14 protein-coding genes and 1 tRNA gene are annotated in these 15,919 nt (G+C 39.0%); 6 read left to right on the top strand and 9 right to left on the bottom strand.

Features of this window, described 5'->3' with window-relative positions; translation table 11 throughout:
• Nucleotides 1-49 precede the first annotated feature (49 nt).
• Complete coding sequence (locus WG954_RS16805; RefSeq protein WP_340437910.1) at nt 50-679, bottom strand: NAD(P)-dependent oxidoreductase; 630 nt, start codon at nt 677-679, stop codon at nt 50-52.
• Between the two features lie 109 nt (nt 680-788).
• Here WG954_RS16805 and WG954_RS16810 point away from each other — a divergent pair, with 109 nt between their 5' ends.
• On the top strand, nt 789-1,205 hold the full coding sequence (locus WG954_RS16810; RefSeq protein ID WP_340437911.1) for a hypothetical protein: 417 nt from the start codon (nt 789-791) through the stop codon (nt 1,203-1,205).
• Here WG954_RS16810 and WG954_RS16815 read toward each other — a convergent pair.
• From WG954_RS16815 to WG954_RS16850, 8 genes are read right to left on the bottom strand one after another with little or no spacing between them, the layout of a single operon-like run.
• Nucleotides 1,202-2,218, bottom strand: coding sequence for a hypothetical protein (locus WG954_RS16815; RefSeq protein ID WP_340437912.1), 1,017 nt, complete (start codon nt 2,216-2,218; stop codon nt 1,202-1,204). The genes WG954_RS16810 and WG954_RS16815 overlap by 4 nt on opposite strands.
• Before the next feature lie 38 nt (nt 2,219-2,256).
• Nucleotides 2,257-2,877, bottom strand: a complete 621-nt coding sequence (locus tag WG954_RS16820; RefSeq protein WP_340437913.1) for a D-glycero-alpha-D-manno-heptose-1,7-bisphosphate 7-phosphatase — start codon at nt 2,875-2,877, stop codon at nt 2,257-2,259.
• Between the two features lie 2 nt (nt 2,878-2,879).
• Nucleotides 2,880-3,464: a D-sedoheptulose-7-phosphate isomerase gene (locus WG954_RS16825; protein WP_340437915.1), complete on the bottom strand. Its 585-nt coding sequence runs from the start codon at nt 3,462-3,464 to the stop codon at nt 2,880-2,882.
• Between the two features lie 38 nt (nt 3,465-3,502).
• On the bottom strand, nt 3,503-4,648 hold the full coding sequence (locus tag WG954_RS16830; RefSeq protein ID WP_340437916.1) for a glycosyltransferase family 4 protein: 1,146 nt from the start codon (nt 4,646-4,648) through the stop codon (nt 3,503-3,505).
• Nucleotides 4,645-5,376 carry a hypothetical protein gene (locus WG954_RS16835; RefSeq protein WP_340437918.1) on the bottom strand — a complete coding sequence of 244 codons (732 nt, stop codon included), beginning with the start codon at nt 5,374-5,376 and terminating at the stop codon, nt 4,645-4,647. The genes WG954_RS16830 and WG954_RS16835 overlap by 4 nt, the downstream gene beginning before the upstream one ends.
• The gene (locus tag WG954_RS16840; RefSeq protein WP_340437919.1) at nt 5,373-6,314 is read right to left on the bottom strand and encodes a glycosyltransferase family 2 protein; all 942 of its coding nucleotides are present in this window, start codon (nt 6,312-6,314) and stop codon (nt 5,373-5,375) included. The genes WG954_RS16835 and WG954_RS16840 overlap by 4 nt, the downstream gene beginning before the upstream one ends.
• An 8-nt stretch (nt 6,315-6,322) precedes the next feature.
• The gene (locus WG954_RS16845; RefSeq protein ID WP_340437920.1) at nt 6,323-6,835 is read right to left on the bottom strand and encodes a DUF4199 domain-containing protein; all 513 of its coding nucleotides are present in this window, start codon (nt 6,833-6,835) and stop codon (nt 6,323-6,325) included.
• A 10-nt stretch (nt 6,836-6,845) separates the two neighbouring features.
• Nucleotides 6,846-8,111, bottom strand: a complete 1,266-nt coding sequence (locus WG954_RS16850; RefSeq protein WP_340437921.1) for a dihydroorotase — start codon at nt 8,109-8,111, stop codon at nt 6,846-6,848.
• A 121-nt stretch (nt 8,112-8,232) separates the two neighbouring features.
• Here WG954_RS16850 and WG954_RS16855 point away from each other — a divergent pair.
• The 5 genes from WG954_RS16855 to WG954_RS16875 all read left to right on the top strand — a co-directional run bounded on the left by WG954_RS16855 (nt 8,233) and on the right by WG954_RS16875 (nt 15,910).
• Nucleotides 8,233-8,306 (top strand) — tRNA-Pro (locus tag WG954_RS16855).
• 394 nt (nt 8,307-8,700) lie between these two features.
• Nucleotides 8,701-9,711: a LacI family DNA-binding transcriptional regulator gene (locus WG954_RS16860; RefSeq protein WP_340437922.1), complete on the top strand. Its 1,011-nt coding sequence runs from the start codon at nt 8,701-8,703 to the stop codon at nt 9,709-9,711.
• A 390-nt stretch (nt 9,712-10,101) separates the two neighbouring features.
• On the top strand, nt 10,102-10,980 hold the full coding sequence (locus WG954_RS16865; RefSeq protein ID WP_340437923.1) for an AraC family transcriptional regulator: 879 nt from the start codon (nt 10,102-10,104) through the stop codon (nt 10,978-10,980).
• A 192-nt stretch (nt 10,981-11,172) separates the two neighbouring features.
• Complete coding sequence (locus WG954_RS16870; protein WP_340437924.1) at nt 11,173-14,334, top strand: SusC/RagA family TonB-linked outer membrane protein; 3,162 nt, start codon at nt 11,173-11,175, stop codon at nt 14,332-14,334.
• A 10-nt stretch (nt 14,335-14,344) separates the two neighbouring features.
• Nucleotides 14,345-15,910 (top strand): RagB/SusD family nutrient uptake outer membrane protein, encoded by a 1,566-nt coding sequence (locus WG954_RS16875; protein ID WP_340437925.1) that lies wholly within the window; start codon nt 14,345-14,347, stop codon nt 15,908-15,910.
• Nucleotides 15,911-15,919: the final 9 nt, after the last annotated feature.

Consider the following 15,919-nt stretch of genomic DNA (forward strand, 5'->3'; position numbering starts at 1 on the left):
TAGATTTAATCAGCGCATAGCCGTTTGATTTATTCGATCAGTGTTTCTATCACAAAGCGGAAATACCAACCCTGCTTTTCACAAATTCATTTCGCTCCAGTTCATTCAACATAAATTGCGCAAGATCACCTGCATTAATTCTGCTGAGGTTAGGTTGTGGAGGATAATCTTTTCTTGTGATATAATTACCTGTGGGGCCTTCATTGATAATATCGGGGCTGCAAACAAAAGTCCAGTCAAGAGGAGAGTCCTTTAAATGTTCGTAGGCTTTGCGATGTTCGTTACCAACAGGAAGGTATTCTTCAGGATAATCTTTCTGATCGATAATGAGCGAGTGCTCATCAAAGTTTAAAATACCTAAACCGCCCAATGCTACAATACGCTTAATCGCTGCTTTCTGCATTTGTGTAACAATTGTTTTCATCCCAAGCGAACGTGCTTTATCAGATCCGTCAAAAGCTCCACCTATTGCACTCAACACAGCATCGCAACCTTTAAGAGCCCGTAAGATATCTCCTGCATCAAACAAACCTCCTTTAATTTTCTCCAGTTTTTCGTCTTCAATATCCATTTCATATACGTTTCTGCCGTAGGCTTTTACAGAATGACCACGCCATAGTGCCTGCTTTACGAGTTGAGTACCAACCTGTCCGGTAGCGCCAAATACAATTAATTGCATGCTATTTCTTTTTATACTTCCAAATTACAACAGGCAAACGGGATTGTTAAATTTTATCTGTAGCCAACCTCTGGGGAAGAATTACAATCTTTGCAGTTAAATCAACAAATTGAAACAAGCTTACTTTTTGATATTGTTTACACTATCGGTTGGTCTTTTGCGTGCGCAAAAGATCGATAGTTTATTCTTTAATCTTTACACCGACAGTTTGAAGAAAGGATCCTGGAATTATATTAATGTTGATGCAAAACTCAGCAACGGCACTTATATGCCGTTAACAAGCGAACAATTGAATTTTAAAGTAAGCAACGGGAAGCTGCAGGGCAACAGTGTTTGGATCGATTGGGGATTTGCTGACGATTCTGTTGTAGTTGAAGTGTCACTGAAAAAAGATGCTTCCGTTCACAAATCAATCACCATCTGGATCAAAAAGAAGGATGAACAATTGAATGCTCCGGTAAATGATTCATTGCTGCGGCAGATCAACGACCGACCAAAAACTCCCAAAAAGAAAAGAAAGAATTAGCCACCTGTTTTTTTCTTAACAGGCGGTTTTGCTGCCGGCTTGGTTGTGATCGGTTTTTTCGGGGCCGGTTTAGTAGTAGTTGGAATTTCCTCCATTCCTTCGCCCATTTTTAATAACCTGTTGTTGAAATCAATTGCTTCAGGTATAGGTGCTTCTCCATCTTTCAATTTAAAGTCGAATACCTTATCGATGTGCAGCCATTGGCCGTTAGTCCATTTGAAACCTTCATAATCACCATCAGGAATTAAGGTGTAGCGTTTGCCTGGTTCATTAGTTTCTGATACCAAATGATCAAAAATGATCATATCCATTTCTTCATCATACTGCACTCTTGCTCTTCCGTCTTTTTTATATTCCAACAGGAAACGATTTAATGCAGGTTTGGGTACAGAATCTTTTGCATAAGAGAAAGCAGCAGGTATTCCAAACATCGGTGTACCATTATCATCAAACCACATTACATCGAGCCACTTCTTGGTAGTACGTGCATCATTTTCATCGTAACCAAAGAGCGTATAGAATTTACGTCCGTTATGTTCTTTTTCGAGAATACGATAATATACTGCACCAACCCACCACATATTGTTGGCAACTGTGTCAACATCATTTGCAATAAACTGATCGGCATCACGTAAAGGAATAAACTTTTCTTTCCCTTTTGGATTGCGGAGTTGAATAAATCCTTTCTGTCTGCAATAATCATCATCTCTCACAACCTGCCAGGTGAAAATGCGGAAGGAGCTATCAGGACTATAAACTTTTGAAATTGTTTTTAATGAATCAAAGGGAAACTGATACGATTTATCCTGGATGAGTGCCCTTACAAGTATGCGGGTGAAGTTGCTGTCACTGCGAAAACGAACTGCTGCATCTTTCCCACGTACGATCTCGTATCCAAATTGCTTGAGTGAATCTTCACGTAATTTAAATTGCTTCAGTTCAGCAGGAGTGAGTTGCTGTGCGGAAGCGACCAACACAAACGAAACGCAGAAAAGGGTAAAGAGTTTTTGCATGAAAGATATTAACTGATTTGGGGCAAAGTTATTGTGTTTTACGCCTTACTCACGAGTGCAGTGGCAAATGCTAACAAATCTTTATACTGTGCGTCCACCGTTGATGGGTCGGGATTCTCTTCGGGGCGAGTTGGAAGGTAAACGGTAAAGGCGCCGATCTTTCGTCCAAACCACATATCATTGGGCATATTACCCACCATGATCGATTTGCTGAAATCAACAGCCGGGAAATCTTCTTTGGCCTGGTAAGCCATGCCGGGATTAGGTTTGCGGTTGATATGTTTGCTATCTGTTTCAGGACAGAAATAGATCTTATCGATGCGGCCATTATTCACCGTGATCTCCTGCAACATATTTGCATGAATTTCCAAAAGATCATCCAGCGACATTAATTTCTTACCAACACCGGCCTGGTTCGTTACCACAAAAATGCGTGGGAACAATTCGGATAGTTGTTTGATAGCTTCCAACACACCGGGCATAAAATGAAATTCATTCCAGTTCTTGATATAATCGCCCACCACATCCTGGTTGATCACACCATCACGATCGAGAAACAAGGTCCAGTCTTTATCAACCAATGGTAATTCCTTGTGTGGTAACGGCATAAAGTAAGCTGTATTTGCAGGGTGATTTGTTGGAAGTGTTGTATGGATCATGATCAGCTTTTTGCAGCGAAATAACGCTCTTCTACTAGTTGACAAATGATATGCCCCAGCATAATATGACTTTCCTGAATGCGTGGTGTTGTCTTTGATGGCACATTAAATAAATGATCGCTCAATGATTTGAGTTGACCACCTGTTTCGCCGGTAAAACCAATGGTGATCATTCCCTTTTCTTTTGCTGCTTTAAAGGCTTCAATGATATTAGGTGAATTACCTGAAGTTGATAAACCAACCAATACATCGCCTGCATGACCAATACCTTTCACTAAACGTGCATACGCCACTTCAAAACTATAATCATTGGCAATGGCTGTGAGGTAAGATGTGTTTACATGCAACGCTTCTGCAGGCAATGCTTCACGATCGAGATAAAAGCGACCGCTGAATTCTGCTGCCAGATGTTGTGCATCGGCAGCGCTGCCACCATTACCACAGAAGAGAACTTTCTTGCCATTGCGGAATGCATCAACAATAAGATCGCTGATGGCATCAAGTTTTGCAATGACTGTTTCATCGTTGAGGAGTTGCTGTTTTACAGCAATGGAATCAAGAATAACCTGTTTGATCTGTTCGCTCATGCTGCAAATGTAAATGAAACAGCTTTTACGGCGAAGAGTTACACCGATGCGGCCAATTTAAGAACGGCTGCCGTCATTTTATCCCAACCGTATTTCTTTTTCTCTTCACGAAGATGTGGGAGAAACTGTTCGCTACCCGTTTGAATGTACTGCTGCAAAGCTGATGCAATTGAATCTACCGTTGGTTCACAAACCAACCCGACTTTGCCATGTGGCACAAAGGCAGGCAAACCACCAACATTGGTAACGATCATTGGAATTTCAAAATGATAGGCAAGGGGAGTAACACCACTTTGCGTGGCATTGCGGTAAGGTTGCACCACTGCATCGGCAGCACAGAGATAATATTTCACTTCACTATCAGCAATGAATTCTGTTTTTAAAATCAGATCATCTTTCAGTTGAAGTTGTTCAATGAGATCATCGTAGTGTTTACGGTCTTCGTAAAACTCACCGGCTATCAGTAATTTGGAATTTGTGTTTTGGATTTTGGATTTTTTGAATTGGGCAAATGCCTCTAATAACATATCGAGTCCCTTGTATTTGCGGATAAAGCCAAAGAAAAGAAATACAAATGCATTTTGATCAATATCGAGATGAGTGCGTGCTTCCTGCTTTGATACTGCATTGCCAAACACATCATACAACGGATGAGGTTGAAGTATTGCTGGTTTTGTTTGGGTGAACGTACGCAGATCGCTTAGCACTTTATCACTCATGGTGATAAATGCATCAACCGGTTTAATAAAATACTTCGTGAATGCATGGTCACCAAAACGCTTTTCATGCGGCACTACATTATCGGCAATGCAAACAATTTTTGTATGCTTGTTTGATTTAATACGTCGAAGAATTGTTCCTAATGCTGGCCCCATCAATGGAAGCCAATAACGAACAACAACAAGATCAGGTTTCTGGTTTTTTATTTCATTGCCAACTGCCAACCAGTTTAATGGATTAATGGAGTTGACTTTTATATTGATGTTGAGATCCGCAGGTGCAGGTTCAGATGAATATTGTGTTGTGCCGGGAAATAAAAAATCGGGGTATTGTAAACTGAATGAATAGATCGTTACATCATATCCTTCATTTTGAAACTGCCTCGCCAACCGCTCATTAAAAATAGCGATACCACCACGCAGGGGATGGGCCGGGCCGAGGATGATTATTGACTTTTTACTCATGCCAAGATTTTAATGCCCCAAAAAATATTTACTTTTTCAACTATCTTATCGTAATCGGCCCTTTTCTTAAGAGCTTCAAAAAAGTTAGCATCAAAAAAAGGGTTGATTTGGTTACTTATTAGAGCTTGGCTTATATATTCTGTGTAAAAGTGAATTCCCAATTTCCCTACGTTAGGATTTTTGTTTTCCCATTCAAGCCACTTTTTTTTGAAGTGAATTAGTGTGTCTAAAGTGTTTAGAACTTGAGCCGTACTTGCATTTTGCAATAGAGTATAAGATTCAATCTTGGTAATTTCTGTACTTGTGAATAGTTGTGAATAAGGCAAGATAGTTTGGTCCAAATATCTTTTTCTAATTGTCTTTTTTTTAGGAAATGTATTGTAATCCCATGCTAACACTTCAGTAAAAGCAACTTTAGAAAATACATTTTGTTTTTTTTGAAATGATATTATTTCATAAGAATTTTCATCATTATAATAAGAAGAAACAACGAAAAATTTATAGCTATTGATATTATAAGATTTATAAATTTTATATCGAGTACATACGCATAGAGAGTCATTCGACAAGTTTATTCCCTTTCTTATAATTGAATCCTTTGTAATTTGTATTTCAGATTTTTTTCCAAAACTTAAAAAAGCATAGTAGGTTTTTGTATTTTCTTTGATTTGACTTAAAGCAGATTTTAATATTACTACCGATAATATTAAAAATGTGATTTTTTTCATACCCCTGCCTTTTCCCCAATCAAATAAACATTCCTCTCAGGTGCATTGCGAGCAATCAACTCACCGATAAAACCTGCAAGGAATAATTGCGAACCAATGACCATAGAAACGAGTGCAATAAAAAACGTTGGGCGATTGGTGATAGAGAAATTAAAATCAACCAGCTTTGAAATAACTAAGTAGCCGCTGATAATAAAACCAACCATAAAAAACAACGTACCCCATAATCCAAAGAAATGCATTGGACGTTTACCAAACTTGCCGACAAATGAAATGGTAGCAAGATCAAGAAAACCATTTACAAATCTGTCCCAGCCAAATTTGGTAACACCATATTTGCGTTTGCGATGCTCAACAACTTTCTCACCAATTTTACGGAAACCGGCCCATTTAGCCAGCACAGGAATATAGCGATGCATTTCACCATACACTTCAATACTTTTCACCACCTTACCATTATAAGCTTTTAACCCGCAGTTAAAATCGTGCAGGTAAATACCACTCATCTTTCGAGTTGCAGCATTGAATAATTTTGAAGGAATGTTTTTTGTAAGTGTATTATCGTAACGTTTCTTTTTCCAGCCGCTTACAATATCAAACTTATCAGAAGTAATCATTCTATACAACTCCGGAATTTCATCCGGGCTATCCTGCAGATCAGCATCCATGGTAATAACCACTTCGCCCTGTGTTGCTTTAAAACCTTCATTCAATGCAGCCGACTTGCCATAGTTACGTTGAAAAGAGATGCCTTTGATATTGCTGTTATCTGCACGTAATTGTTTGATCACATCCCATGAACCATCGGTGCTGCCATCATCCACCAAAATAATTTCGTATGACAATTTTTGTTCGTTCACCACCCGTTCGATCCATGCGCATAGCTCGGGTAACGATTCAGCTTCATCTTTCAATGGAATAACAATACTCAGGTTCATAGGCGATATTAAACAGATTTTGGCATGTTTACGTTTGGATTCTTTTTGGCAATACCGGCACCGATCAACGAAGCAATACCACCAATAAATGCATAACTGAATAAAGAACCAACTACACCAAACAGAAAAAAGTATTTCTGTGTAAACCCAATAGCCTTATCAATTGTCTCTTCATTCATTTGCGGATTCTTTTCCATTTCCGCACGTGCCATCTCCATTGCCTTTTCCTTTACTTCCGGCATTAAGACTGTGGTTAATGCGAAACCGAGAATACCAATTAATGTAACAATCGCAGCAGTTTTAAAACCATGGCCAAACACAGAACCAAAAGTTACCTCACCATCTTTATCAACGGAGAACGAATAACAAGCCCATACTATAGCTACCAGGTAGCAAGCCAAAGTTAGCCACTGTACCCAACGTTCGTAAATGTTGAATACTGAGAAGAGAATGCCGATTACAACAACAGTAATACCAATGATCAGTCCCTTTACAAAGTGAGAGGTTACTTTCTTTTCCATAAACAGAAATTTAGTTTAGTTTAAGTTGGTTGTTATTGATGATGCCAATCACTTTTCCTCGCAGCTCTTTCCCAATAAAGGCAGAGTTCTTTGATTTGGAGCGGATATCACCAGTTTCAAACACATATGTCGCCTCGGGGTTAAATAATGTTACATTGGCAATGGCACCTTCTTTTATTGACGGCATTTCAATATCCAGAACCTTGCGTGGGTTGATGCTCACCAGCTCTACCCAACGTTCGGCACTTAAAGCATTTCCAAAGATGGCGCCCATCACTCCATAACAACTTTCAAGACCGATCATGCCGGGTTTGGCATATTCAAACTCACAGATCTTACTGTCGTACTCGTGTGGCTCATGATGTGTGGCAATACAATCAACCGAACCATTCAACACCGCCTGCCTCAACGCATCACGTTCAACTACTGTGCGGAGGGGTGGATATAATTTCAGGTTAGTATCATAACTCTGCATGTCTTCGTCTGTAAAATAAAGATGGGCAGGGGTTACAGAACAACTGATGGCCGTACCACTTTCTTTTGAGCGGTTAATATATTCAATGCTCTTGGGCGAAGTAACACCTGTGAAATGCAGTTTCGATTCTGCATAGCGGGTGAGTTTTATATCTCTTGCCACCTGTATCTCTTCTGCAAGAACCGGTTTGCCCGGCAAACCAAGACGTGTGCTGATGATACCTTCATTCATTAAACCATACGTACCGATCGTTTTATCATCTGGTATCTGGATGATGGTACCGTTGAACGCCTTTACATATTGCAATGCTTTCAATAATAATCCTGCTGATTGTACGGGATGCAATCCATCAGTAAAAGCAGCAGCACCTGCGGCACGCATATCGTACATCTCAGCGAGTTCTTTTCCTTCGGTTTGCTTGGTAACAGCCCCCAAAGGATGAATATTCACAGGAGATTGTCTCGCTTTCTGTACAATGTATTCAACCTGCGATTTACCAGTTACAACCGGGTTTGTATTGGGCAATACCATTACATCGGTATAACCGCCAGTAGCCGCCGCTTCAATGCCGGTCTCCAATGTTTCTTTAAATTCAAAACCAGGATCGCAGAAGTGTGCAAACAGATCAACCCAGCCTGGTGAAAGATGAAGATTTTTTTCTTCGATCACCTTTTCAGCTTGTTGCTGCGGCAATGAACCAATCAATTTAATTTTTCCGTTATCAATAAATACGTCTTGTATAGTTTGATGGAAAGGAGACTGAGGATCGATAATGTGCGCCTGCCTGATGAGAATGGTCATGTAAGAAGTTCAGATTATTGCGCCGCTAAGATCGTTTTTTTTGATTGATTTTGTGCCAAATAGATATAAATCTTACATTTGCTGCCCGCTGAAATCCAGGGGTGGATTTCTGTTTTTTGTTCGGGACGTAGCGCAGCCCGGTAGCGCACTTGCATGGGGTGCAAGGGGTCGCTAGTTCGAATCTAGTCGTCCCGACATTACTTCCAAAAAGGCAATCATTTGTTTGGTTGCCTTTTTTCTTTTTCTCTGGAACGGTTGTCAGTTAAGGGATTTGACGAAAAAAATCATTTACTTTTTTGTTTAGAACTGTACTTTTCTATTCATTACAAATGAAAGCTGAGGATATGCAGATATTGTTCGCCCCCTTATAAAAGTCTAATCAAACAACTCGTTGACTGTTAACATGAATAAACGCATCATCAAATCAAGTGTTTGGAATGTCTTAATATTTTATAGGTTATGTGTGTTGTTTTTTGAATCTTGAAAAATCGGCAAATTTCGTGTCTGATATGGGGGGCAAATAATTCATTCTCCATTTTCAAATAGATATGCCATATAAATGGCTCTATTTTTACTCCTCTGTACTAATATGGATAAACTGGATCTTAAGAAACTAGCCAAAGAACTTAACCTTTCTCCTTCCTCTGTATCAAGAGCTTTACGAGATAGTCATGAAATTAGTCGTGAAACAAAGGAACGTGTGCAAGCTCTTGCAACACGGTTGGGTTATCAGCCAAATCCCCATGCAAGTAGTTTGAGGAAAAGCAAAAGCAAAACAATTGCGGTTATCATTCCTGAGATACAGAATAATTTTTTTGCAGAAGCGATCAATGGAGTAGAAGAAGTAGCAAACAAAAAAGGTTATCATGTATTGATCTATCTTACTCACGAAGACCAACACCGGGAAAGTGAAATTCTTAATTTGTTACGTAACGGAAGGGTTGACGGCATTATGATTTCGGTTTCCAACACTACAACTGATTTTGAACAATTGGAGGCTTGCAGGGTATCGGGTATGCCGTTGGTTTTTTTCGATCGGGTGTACGAAAATGTAAAAGTGCCGAGAGTGGTTTCTGATGATGAAGAAGCTGCTTTTAAAACAACTGAGCTCTTAGTAAAAAGAGGCTGTAAAAAAATTACGTTACTAACCCTCTCGGATAATTTGTCTATTTGTAAGCGTAGAATTTCCGGCTATGAAAGAGCTTTAGCAAAGCATAATTTGTTTGAGTATAAACAAACGATTGAATGTGGAACCGACGATGAATATAATCGTCAGAAGATCCGTGATCTCTTACAAAGTGAAGAAAGCCCGGATAGCATTTTTACACTAATTGAAAAATTTGCTGTAAATACCTATGAAGTTTGTAAAGAACTTCATATTCATATTCCAAAAAGGTTAAAGGTCATCAGTTTTTCTAATTTACCAGCAGCTGCATTGTTTGACCCGCCATTATCAACAATTGTTCAACCGGCGTATGAAATTGGTAAAAAAGCAACAGATATACTTTTCAAACTAATAGAAAAGAAACCCTTACTGGCAAATGACAAAAAAGTAACAGTCAGGTCTCGAATAGTAGATCGCAGATCAACAGCAGGATAATTTAATGAAGTCCTCTGTTGATGAAAATAGCCCATACTCATTGCATAAATTAACGAGTGATATGTCTGTTTAAGGATGAGATGTGAAGCGAGTTAGCATCTTTTTACAATAGAAAAATTAATAGAAATGCTTGTTGAAATTCCAGTCTTGTTTTTACCGAGTTGTTAAACACAACCTAACTTTTTTAGAATTTTTTTGAGCGGAAATCAGGAGTTATTTTCTTACGTATCTAGTATAAAAAAATGATAATCAACATCTTGTATGTTGCAATTTATACGAAAACGTTTGCGGACTATTTTCGAAGGGAGGATAAAAAGTAAGCTAGATTAGCATTGTAAGCCTGAAAATAAGAAGGTTCAGGTAATGATTGCTTAAACGAAAACTTGCTGTATGCGTCCTCAACTAATGCGATTGGTGAAAGAGCCACAGTATTCTTTTACTGTAAGCCGGAATGTGATTCCTTCTGTCAATAGTTGCTGGCACTATCATCATGAAGTTGAATTGATTCATTTTAAAACCGGACAAGGAACTCAATTCATTGGCGACAGTATAAAGTCATTTAAAGACGGAGATGTTGTATTGGTTGGATCAAACCTGCCTCATTTCTGGAGATTCGACGACGTATATCTTGATGAGAATGTACTTGCAGATACCGACGTTAGAGTTGCACATTTTTGTGAAAATTTCTGGGGAAGCCAATTTTTGGAATTGCCGGAAAACATAACCATCAAAAGTTTACTCGACAAAGCGAAACGTGGTTTGCAGGTAACAGGTAACGCTCAGATAAAAGTGGCGGCATTGGTTGAAACATTATTAAATAGTTCCAATGCACAACGTATTATTTTGTTAATGGAAGTATTAAATATAATTGCCTCCAGCAAAGACCTTGAACCTTTATCCTCAATCGGCTTTAATTATGATGTCGTGAAAGATGAAAAAGACCGTATTAATATGATTTATGAATACAGTCTCAAAAATTTTAAGCGACCAATACTGCTGGAAGAAATTGCGGGAGTTGCGAACATCAGTCCGAGCTCTTTTTGCCGTTATTTTAAATCAAAAACAAGTAAAACATACACACAGTTTCTTATTGAAATAAGAGTAAGTCATGCCTGTAAACTTTTAATTGAAAATAATTTAAGCATCAAGCAACTGTGTTACGAAAGTGGCTTTAATAATTTTACAAGTTTTCATAAGTATTTTAAACTCATCACCAGCAAAAGTCCGCTAATTTATCAAAAGGAATTTATGGGTAAGTTAACCGCTTAGTGAAGCTTGTAACGATTAATGCGTTTTAATGTAAAGGTGCTTAAAAAGAATTTTAGAAACCAGCTTATCAATTAATACGCTAAAAATTGAAACGATGGAGAGGTTTATAAATCATCGGGCAATCTTTTTTTATAAAATCTATTCATTCTCTTGTTAACGATTTATTTGGATCATTTAAAACCAAACTGCCATATGAGAAAAAATGCAATTTTCAGGTTAAGTGGTAACAGCAAATGGAAAAGTTGTTATCTGCTTTTGGCTATTTTACTGCAGTTCGCAGTAATTACAGTGCAAGCTCAAACAAAAACTGTAAAAGGCACAGTTAAGGATAGTAAAGGCAGTCCCTTGTCTGGCGTAAGCGTTACGTTTAAAGGCGATGACAAGACCGGCACAACAACCAATCAAAATGGTCAGTTCTCTATTCTTACAGGTGGTGCGAATACCGTTTTAGTTTTTTCTCTTGTTGGGTATACTACCAAGGAAGAAATTGTTGGAGCCCGTACAAGCATCGATGTTGCCTTGGCCGCATCAATCAACGATCTTGATGAAGTTGTTGTAATTGGTTATGGTACACAAAAGAAACGGGATGTTACCGGTGCCATCAGTTCAATTAATGCAAAATCAATTGAAGAACGACAGCCTGTTTCAATTTTTGATGCCATACAAGGTGCTGCACCAGGCGTGAGGGTAATGAGCGGATCAGGGGCACCTGGCGAAGAAGCAGATATTACGATTCGTGGTATGTCAACTTTGTCTGATGCAGGTGTACGGCCATTGTATATAGTTGATGGTGTTCCCATGAATAATATAAATGCCATCAACCCAAAGGATATCCAATCAATGGAAATTCTGAAGGATGCGGCTTCAGCAGCAATTTATGGTTCACGTTCTGCTAATGGAGTGATCATTATTACCACAAAACGTGGTGAAGCGGGTAAGCCACAAATTAATGTTGACTTTTTAAGAAGCTACAGCAAACTTTCAAACAGGACCCCGCAAGCCAACCGTTTAGAGCGTCAAATGTTTGATCGTAGAGGAAACCTCGGGCTTGATCCTAAACCGCTTGATTCAACGGCTTTTACAAGAAACACAGATAACGATTACCAAGCTTTAATTACACAGCTGGCTATCCGAAACCAAGTAGATGTAAGTATTAAAGGCGGTAACCAGAACCTGAATTATTTTAACAGCATACAATATCTTGATGAAACAGGCATTGTAATCAGCAGTTACAATAAACGATTTACGCTTCGTACAAACGTAGAGTACAGACCTTCTAAACGGGTAAGTATGTTTAGCCGTTTAAATTTCAGTTACCAGGATCGGAATAATATCAATGAAGGAAATGTTATCCGGCAAGCGTTGCAACGCCCACCGGGAGCTGCACTTTATTTCCCAAATGGCGAATACATTTATTTTAATGCCGGCAGACTGAATCCATTGGCAGAAGCTTACCTGCGTAAAAATGTTTCAACGATCTATAAAGGCGTAATTTATCAAGGCTTTGATTTTAAAATTATTGAACCGCTGACTTTTCATGTTGATGGTTCAGCAGATCTTGAACTTAGAAGGAACTACCGGTTTTCTTCTAAATTCTTATCAAACGGTATTCCTCCAATAAGTACAGGTGGTGATGCTACGCAGATTCCACTTCGTCTTCAGGGTAATGCGTTTTTATCATACAAGCAGAAGTTTAAAAAAGATCACAATGTAACCGGGCTTCTGGGTATGAATTTTGAGAAAAATAAACTTGAACGGACAAATATATCGGGAGATTTTTTTGTAACAGAAGCAGTAACTACTTTGAATGCTGCAAGTGTTTATGATTTATCTGAATTGTATTCTATAGCCAGTGGTTCAGCGCTTGTTGGTTTTTATGGAAGGTTGGGCTATGACTATAGAGGAAAATATCTGGTAAATGCAACAGTGAGGAGAGATGGGTCTTCTGTGTTTGGGCCCGAAAACAGATGGGGTAATTTTCCTTCTGTGTCTTTAGGTTGGCGATTTAGCGATGAAAAATTCATGGGTAAGTTTAATAATATCCTTACCGATGGAAAACTCCGAGCCAGCTGGGGTATAACTGGTAACCAGGAAATCGGCGACTATGATGCTGTTCAGCAATATATATTCGGCTCATACTATTATAATCAAGTGAGTGGTGTGCGCAGCAACACAAGGCTGGGTAATCCTGCACTGAAATGGGAAGAGACGATGCAAACAAATGTGGGTCTCGATTTGACGTTCCTTGGCGGTCGAATCAGCTTCGTTGGTGATTATTATGTAAAAACAACTTCCGATCTTTTATACGATGCTCCGCTACCTGCTGAAATTGGTTTTTCAAGCGCACGTACAAATGCAGGAACAATTGAAAACAAAGGAATTGAACTAATGCTATCGGGGTATCCGGTTCGTAACAAAAACTTTAGCTGGCAAACATCAGTCAACTGGTCAACCGTACGAAATAAAATTCTCAGTTTACCTGTTGATTATATCGATGATATCTGGAGCGTAAGGCAAGGCGAAGAAGCAGGAAATTTTTTCGGTTACAAATACTTAGGGATCTATGAGTATGATCAATCAAATGCATACACAGAAGATTATGCACAAAGATTAATACCTCAATTTCAAAGAGACGCATTAGGTAATGTAATTATCCAAAAAAACATGCAGCCAATTCTGTTAGGTTATCTTTTGCCGAACGGCGCACCTTATGCCGGTGTTGTAAAGCAAATGACCACAGCAGGTGTAGTGTCTAAAGGTGGTGATGTTATTTGGCAGGATTTACCAGACAGCAAAGGTGAATTTAATGGTGATATTGGTAATGAAGATCGCCAGTTCATTGGGCATGGACAACCACGTTGGAGCATTGGATGGAACAACAGTCTCTCTTATAAAGGTTTTTATCTTTCTGTGAATATGTATGGAAATTTTGGAGGTATGGTGTATAACGACAACAGAAGAACCCTGGCATCTTTTTCAAATACGCAGACAACTCCTGATGCCTATTTTATCAGAGACATGTGGAAGTATCCCGGACAGATAACCGGCACTTATCGTGGTGGCGACAGAGGAGCTGATAATATGCGTCGTGGTGGAAGTCAATATCTGGAGAATGGTTCATTTCTCCGGTTACAATCAGTTCGCTTGGGCTATCAGCTTCCTCCCAGAATTTCAGCAAAAGCAAAGATGCGCAGTTTGAATGTATATGTATATGGAACCAACCTGTTAACCTGGACTGAGTATTCCGGTTTTGATCCTGAAGTTTCACAAAGGAGTGTAATCAAGCCGGGCGATGATCCGGGAAGATACCCACGCAGACGTGAATTTGGTATGGGACTTAATGTGTCATTTTAATAAACGAATTATGAAAAGAATAAAAATTATTGCCATACTGGTTGTTGTTGTTTTAATAGCACCGGGTTTAGGATGTAAGAAATTTTTAGATGAAAAACCAATATCAACAGTTTCACCTGATAAATTCTGGAAAGACAAGAACGATGCGGCTACATGGATGGCCGGCGTTTACAATTCACTACAAACAACTTTAAGTACCAATTATTATGATTGGGGCGAAGTGCGTGCTGATCATATAAGAGTGGGTGGAACCGGTAATGCTCAACTTACAATGATCACCAACACACTCTCGGCTAATGATGCTGATATCAACGAAACTACAAGATGGAGCAATTTGTACACAACAATTTCGCTTTGTAATTATGGTATCAAGTATTTGCCCAGCATGATTGCAGCAAATATTGAAGGTGCTGCAGCAACTTACCGTGATTACCTGGGCCAATGTTATGCGATAAGATCACTCATGTATTTTTACGGGCTTCGTGTGTGGGGCAGAATGCCTTTACATTTAGAACCGATTGAATCAATCTATCAAACGCTCGACCTGCCACGCTCATCGATTGAACAAGTAAAGACGCAGATTTTTGGTGATATAACAGAGTCTTTAAAGACAATAGGAAGTTCTGCCACGCAGAAATACTATATGCAAAAAGCTGCAGTGTATGCATTACAAACAGACGTGGCAATGTGGTTTCAGGACTATGATCTTGCACTGTCAGCATCGCAAAACTGTATTACTGCAAGCGGTTGTACCTGGGTTACTAATTTGACTGGTTTCAAAAATATTTTTGTTGCCCCCGAAACATCAACTGAAACAATTTTTAATCTTTTCTGGTCTGTAACTGAAAGAGGCGGAGCGGTTGGTGTTTGCTCAAGAGTAGGATCCAGTTCCAATACTAATCGATATGAACCTACAACTGAAATATGGTTAGAAATGAAAAACCGTGTTGATCCTGTAACCGGTAAGTCAACTGACGGACGTTTATGGGCTTACTGGGATACGTTGACATATACCAGTGAGCTTATTTATGATGCTTCAACTGCTGTTGTGCAGTTAGGTAAGTTTTCACCTTGGAGTCCAACGCCAAGAGCGGGTTCCTTTTTCATCTTTGAAGGAAACACTGATTGCAGTGTAAAAATTCCGATTTACCGTTTTGCAGATATCATGTTGTTGAGAGCAGAAGCATTAAATAAAAAAGGACAGTACCAGGAAGCACTTAACATCGTAAACACTGTTCGTAACAGGGTAGGATATATGGTCACTGCATTATTGACAGATTACACCGGAGATATTGCAAAAGGAATAGAACGAACCATTCTGAAAGAACGCCAATATGAATTGATGGGGGAAGGAAAACGTTGGTTTGATTTATGCAGGATCGATAAAATTTATGATTATACAAACGCAGGTTATGCTTATCTGCGTGAAACAATGAATCCCATTTTATCTGCACGTGCAGGTTCCATTCTGTATGAGAATGAAAACATGGGAAGAATTTTATATCCCATTAATGCAGCCATGTTTAATGCCAATCCAAAATTAAGGGGCGATCAGAATCCTCCATATGATGAGTAACCAGTAAAG

The sequence above is a fragment of the Lacibacter sp. H375 genome (assembly GCF_037892425.1).
Lineage (GTDB): Bacteria > Bacteroidota > Bacteroidia > Chitinophagales > Chitinophagaceae > Lacibacter.

Bases quoted from the DNA above. Each gene is read 5' to 3' on its own strand.
- WG954_RS16845 (WP_340437920.1), bottom strand. From the start codon at position 6,835: ATGGAAAAGAAAGTAACCTCTCACTTTGTAAAGGGACTGATCATTGGT.
- WG954_RS16820 (WP_340437913.1), bottom strand. From the start codon at position 2,877: ATGATCCATACAACACTTCCAACAAATCACCCTGCAAATACAGCTTAC.
- WG954_RS16860 (WP_340437922.1), top strand. From the start codon at position 8,701: ATGGATAAACTGGATCTTAAGAAACTAGCCAAAGAACTTAACCTTTCT.
- WG954_RS16875 (WP_340437925.1), top strand. From the start codon at position 14,345: ATGAAAAGAATAAAAATTATTGCCATACTGGTTGTTGTTGTTTTAATA.
- WG954_RS16830 (WP_340437916.1), bottom strand. From the start codon at position 4,648: ATGAGTAAAAAGTCAATAATCATCCTCGGCCCGGCCCATCCCCTGCGT.
- WG954_RS16805 (WP_340437910.1), bottom strand. From the start codon at position 679: ATGCAATTAATTGTATTTGGCGCTACCGGACAGGTTGGTACTCAACTC.
- WG954_RS16870 (WP_340437924.1), top strand. From the start codon at position 11,173: ATGAGAAAAAATGCAATTTTCAGGTTAAGTGGTAACAGCAAATGGAAA.
- WG954_RS16850 (WP_340437921.1), bottom strand. From the start codon at position 8,111: ATGACCATTCTCATCAGGCAGGCGCACATTATCGATCCTCAGTCTCCT.
- WG954_RS16815 (WP_340437912.1), bottom strand. From the start codon at position 2,218: ATGCAAAAACTCTTTACCCTTTTCTGCGTTTCGTTTGTGTTGGTCGCT.
- WG954_RS16835 (WP_340437918.1), bottom strand. From the start codon at position 5,376: ATGAAAAAAATCACATTTTTAATATTATCGGTAGTAATATTAAAATCT.
- WG954_RS16865 (WP_340437923.1), top strand. From the start codon at position 10,102: ATGCGTCCTCAACTAATGCGATTGGTGAAAGAGCCACAGTATTCTTTT.
- WG954_RS16840 (WP_340437919.1), bottom strand. From the start codon at position 6,314: ATGAACCTGAGTATTGTTATTCCATTGAAAGATGAAGCTGAATCGTTA.
- WG954_RS16825 (WP_340437915.1), bottom strand. From the start codon at position 3,464: ATGAGCGAACAGATCAAACAGGTTATTCTTGATTCCATTGCTGTAAAA.